The 4671-nt window shown below is 64.7% G+C and carries 4 protein-coding genes; 1 reads left to right on the top strand and 3 read right to left on the bottom strand.

The genetic code is table 11. The features are described 5' to 3' along the window. The 3 genes from GY937_25210 to GY937_25200 form a co-directional block, all read right to left on the bottom strand. Positions 1-206: hypothetical protein (locus GY937_25210; protein MCP5060015.1), on the bottom strand; the 206-nt coding region annotated here is incomplete at its 3' end. 368 nt (positions 207-574) lie between these two features. Further along, positions 575-1036 (bottom strand): tetratricopeptide repeat protein, encoded by a 462-nt coding sequence (locus GY937_25205; GenBank protein ID MCP5060014.1) that lies wholly within the window; start codon positions 1034-1036, stop codon positions 575-577. Further along, on the bottom strand, positions 901-2304 hold the full coding sequence (locus GY937_25200; GenBank protein MCP5060013.1) for a glycosyltransferase family 39 protein: 1404 nt from the start codon (positions 2302-2304) through the stop codon (positions 901-903). The genes GY937_25205 and GY937_25200 overlap by 136 nt, the downstream gene beginning before the upstream one ends. 227 nt (positions 2305-2531) lie before the next feature. Here GY937_25200 and GY937_25195 point away from each other — a divergent pair, with 227 nt between their 5' ends. After that, positions 2532-4535, top strand: coding sequence for a hypothetical protein (locus GY937_25195; protein ID MCP5060012.1), 2004 nt, complete (start codon positions 2532-2534; stop codon positions 4533-4535). The last annotated feature ends 136 nt before the right edge of the window (positions 4536-4671 follow it).

The raw sequence follows: 4671 nt of genomic DNA, 5'->3' as shown, positions 1-4671 counted from the left end.
GCGATAGCAAAGGGAGCGCCGGTCAGGGTGATGACCGAGCCAGCGCCGCCAGCGGAGCTACCACTGCCAGCGCCACTCGCCGTAATCGCCGGGAGGGTCGATAGGGCGAAGCTAACGCCACCGGTCGAGAGGGCACTGGCCTGCGCGGTGACTGCCAGGGCCATGGAGAGGCCGGCAATCGAAATGAATTTCATCAACTTGTTCATGAGGGAACTCCTTTGTTTCAATTCTTGAATGCCTCTCGCTCTTGATGGGCCGAGAGACCCTGCCCCTGGAACGGGCCGCCACGATCGACTGCCAGTCTCCTTTGCGCCGACCGACATGCGAAAGGCAAGACGACAACTGGGGTCACGTAGAGAAGTGGCTGGCGGTGCGGGGAAGTGTCAAAGGAATCTGCCGTCTCGAGTAGTTTTCGACTGGCCCAAGAAGCCGAGGAAGACCGTGGTGTTGCGGCTGGTAGGCAAGAGTCGGCGCAACGCCCGGTCAGTGCAGAGGAATTCGGGGTGAGTCGAAATCCTCCCGGCACGACGAGTGGTTTCTCACCCGAGGGAGTGGCAGTACAGGCCGTTGTGCCTTAGCCCCCCCGGGGGCGTCTTTGGGCAGTGCGGCGCAGGGCCCTTCGGGCTCCCGCGTGGTTCGGATCGAGTTCCAGCGCCCGCCGGAAGTGCTGTCGGGCTTCCTCTTGGAGTCCCTGTCGGCGAAGCGTCCTACCCATGAGGAAATAGGGTTGTGCGCTCCAGGGCTGGATGCGGATCATTTCCTTGTACTCGGCCAGCGCCTGCCTCGTGTCGCCCTGCTTGAGGTAGAGCTGGGCGAGCAGCTGGTGCGCCGGGTAGGTGTCGGGTGCGATTTCGAGGGCTGCCTTCAGATGGCCGACCGCTTCGGCCTCCTGGCCCATCTTCAGCTGGGCCTTTGCCATCCCGATATGAGCGCGATAGGCGTCCGGTCGAATGTCCAGGGCTCCGCGATAGGCGAGGAGGGACTCCTGGAGGCGATCCTCGGCCAGCAGGAAGCGTCCGAGATTCGCATGAGCCATCCACGAGGCGGGGTTCTTGGCGATGGTGTCCCGCCAGAGCGTCTCCCGGTTCTGGTAGATGCGGCTTTGTTCGAAGGTGAGGACGCCCAGGCCCCCGAGCAGGAGCAGCGCCAGGCTTGCCGCGAGGTTCGGACCCAGCTGGCGCCGGGCCCACGGGACGGCCACCGCAGCGAAGAGCGCAATCGGTCCGAGGCTGGCCACATACTGGTAGTGATCCGCGACGTAGGTGTACCAGAACGTGAAGAGAGGAATGAATCCCAGGACCGGGGAGAGGGTGGCGACGAAGAAGAGCATCGCGGCCAGCGGCCCGCGGCCAATCTGATCGCGGGCATGCCAGAGTGCGTAGAGCAGGGCGAGCCCGGCGACCAGCCAGCCGTATCCGAGGGATCAATCTCGAATTTCGGGTAGCTGAAGGCGAGGCTGGTGGGCCAGGCCAGCTTGCCCAGGTAGAACCAACATCCACGGGAGGCCACCAACAAGGCCTCGAGTGGCGAGAGGCTGAAGCGTTCGCCCTCGGTGCCGACGTGAACCGTTTCCCAGTACATCGTCGTCAGCCCCATTGCGATTCCGAGCAGGACGAAGCCCGCAATCTGGCCGATGCGGCGGCGATCGATCGGCTCGTCGCGAAGCCAGACGAGCAGTAGGAGGGCTGCGGGCAGGGTGCAGGCAGTCGCCTTGCTGAGCAGGGCCGGAATGTAGAGGAGCAGTGAAAGGCCATAGAGCTTCGATCGGGTCGGCTCTCCCGACTCCAGGAAACGGACCCACACCCAGAGCGTCATCAGCGAGAAGAGCAACGAGAGCAGGTTCTTGAGCTCCGTTACCCAGGCCACGGACTCCACGTGGACGGGATGTACGGCGAAAATGGCAGCCGCGAACCACGCACCAGGAAGCTTGAGGCGTGCGAGCAGGCCCCAGACGAGCAGCGCGTTGACGGCCTGCAGGAGGACGTTCACCAGGTGGTAGCCGAAGGGCTCGAGGCCAAAGAAGGTGTACTGGAGGCGAAGCGCGCTGTAGACCACCGGGACGTACTGGGAGGGTGCGTCCATGGTGAACCAGATCCGCCACAGCCCGTCGGCTGCCGGAAGCAGCGGGTTGGCGGTCACGTAGTCGTCGTCGTCCCAGACGAAGCCCGCTTCCAGCGCGGGGGCGTAGGCGGCCACGGTCATGCCGACCAGCAACAGGGCGAACAGTCCGACTCGCAGCAGCGGCCGCTCGTCCAGGGCCTTGCGGGCTAGGGCAACGTGCTGCGGAATCACCTTCTGTTCCATCCGAGCCACCCACGGCACGGTAGCGGATTTCCCCTTCCGGGAATCCCGCCGGTCACGCGGGCCCGGACCGCATTCTCGCCACGTAGGGGCTAGATTCCGCGGGCCGATCGGCACCTACTTCCCAGAAAGATCTCTTCCGAGGCGTTTCCATTCTAGAGCCGAGCGGATAGCGGTCGTGGTGCCGGTGCACTCCTGATGCGGGCACTTGCGCTCGCGGTGAGTTTCTGATGCGTGCACTCGCTCTCGCATTGACCGTTCTCACCGGTTTCAGCGGCCTCGTCTACGAGGTGGCGTGGCAGAAGATCCTGGCCATCTTGCTGGGCTCCCATAGCGAGGCCACCGCGGCTGTCCTGGCAATCTACCTGGGCGGATTGGCCGCGGGCTACGCCCTGTTCGGAATCGTGACGCGTCGCCGCGAACAGTCCGCTCGCGCTCGAGGCGCTTCACCTCAACTGCTGCGGCTCTACGGCCTGATCGAGATGGGCATCGGAGTCTGGGCGCTGATCTTCCCCTGGCTCTTCACGGGCGCCCAGATGATCTCGGTGCGCGTGCCGATCGGCAACGAGGTGGTCTCCTTCGCGTTCGACGTCTTCCTGACCATTCTCCTGATCGGCCCTCCCACGGTGCTGATGGGCGGCACCATCCCGATCCTCACGCAATCTCTCTCGGGCAACCTGGAGAGCGCGACCCGCATCCATGCCTGGATCTACGCCTTCAACACCGCCGGCGCCTTCGTCGGTGCGTTGGCCGGCGGTTTCATCCTGGTGCCGTTGCTCGGGCTCGACGGTGTCGTGCGGGCCATGGCGCTTCTCAACCTGGGAGCTGGCGCCATCTTCTTTGCGCTAGGTGGTGGCGAAGGGCTTCAGGCGGATGAGGCTGCATCGCCCGGCAGCGCGCCCGCCGCATTCAGCGGATACGCGGCGGTCGTCATGTTGGCCGGTTTCGCGATGATGACGATCCAGACGGTGCTCAACCGGATCGGTGCGCTCTCTTTCGGGGCCTCCCACTTCACCTTTTCGATGGTCGTTGCGGTCTTCGTGCTCTGCATCGCGTTGGGGAGCTTCGGGGTCTCGGCACTGGGTCGCATCCCCCGCGGCTTCATCGTGATCTCCCAGTGGGTGCTGGTGGCATTGCTCGCCGGGTTGTACCTGCTGATTCCGGACGCTCCCTACTGGGCCCATGTGCTCAGGACGCTCTTCAGTAGCGTGGAGGTCGCGTTCTACCCCTATTTTCTCGCCATCTTCGCCGGGCTGCTCGCCGTCCTGATCATTCCGATCGGGTTGTCGGGAGCTCTGTTGCCGCTGCTCTTCTACCACCTGCGCAACGAGATCGGAGATCTCGGCTCGGTGGCAGGCAAGCTCTACAGCTGGAACACGCTGGGCTCGTTGGTAGGCGCGCTCCTCGGTGGCTACGCGCTGCTCTTCTGGCTCGATCTCCATCAGGTCTTCGTGGTCGCCCTGGCGGCGCTGGCCCTGGCGGCAGCGCTCATCACCTGGTTGGTGGGCCGTGTGTCGCTGCCGATCAGCGGCGCGATCGGCGCGGTGGTGATCGGTGCGACGATGCTCCTGCCGGTCTGGAGCCCGGAACAGATGACGGCCGGTTTGTTCCGCTCGAGGGCGCCGGTCGAGGGCACGTACCTGGGGCCGGAGGAATTCTTCGCCCGGCGCAACCCGAGGATCGATTTCCATACCGACGATCCGATTGCCACCGTGAGTGTTCTCAACTTGCGACCGAAGGGACAAGGACTCACGCGCGCGATCAAGACCAACGGCAAGGCAGACGGATCGATGGGCATCGACTATCCGACGATGGCGATCGCCAGGCTCTTGCCGGCCCTGCTTACCGATGACCCGTCGCGCGGATTCGTCATCGGCTGGGGTACGGGAGTCACGGTGGGGGAGCTCGCGGCCCTCCCGGAGACGCGTGACGTAGTGGTGGCGGAGATCTCACCCGGCGTCATCGAGGCCGCACCACTCTTCGACTACGGAAACCAACGCGCTTCGAAGAGCCCGAAAGTCGAGGTGCTCCGGAGCGACGCCTACCGGGCGCTCCTCCATTCCGGAGGTCGCTACGGCCTGATCGTCTCGGAGCCGAGCAACCCGTGGGTGGCGGGCGTGGAGATGCTCTTCAGCCGGGAGTTTCTCGAGGCTGCTCGTGCGCGTTTGACACCGGGTGGCGTGTACGCCCAGTGGATCCACCTCTACGAGATCGATCAGCCCACAGTGACGTAAGCGGCCAGCCTCGGACGTGGTTGCAGCCCGTATCGCGGGGTCTCAGCCTGTCAGGGGCCCGAGGGGAGCGTCGGCGAAGTTCTCTTTCCAGAGGCGCGGCGTGAGTTCGGCGACCCTGGTTTGAGGGTGGACACTG

The sequence above is a fragment of the bacterium genome (genome assembly GCA_024228115.1).
GTDB lineage: Bacteria > Myxococcota_A > UBA9160 > UBA9160 > UBA6930.
This window is presented reverse-complemented; position numbering and strand designations above follow the sequence as displayed.

Coding starts and splice junctions, on each gene's coding strand:
- GY937_25205 (MCP5060014.1), bottom strand. CDS start 1,036: ATGGCTCATGCGAATCTCGGACGCTTCCTGCTGGCCGAGGATCGCCTC.
- GY937_25195 (MCP5060012.1), top strand. CDS start 2,532: ATGCGTGCACTCGCTCTCGCATTGACCGTTCTCACCGGTTTCAGCGGC.
- GY937_25200 (MCP5060013.1), bottom strand. CDS start 2,304: ATGGAACAGAAGGTGATTCCGCAGCACGTTGCCCTAGCCCGCAAGGCC.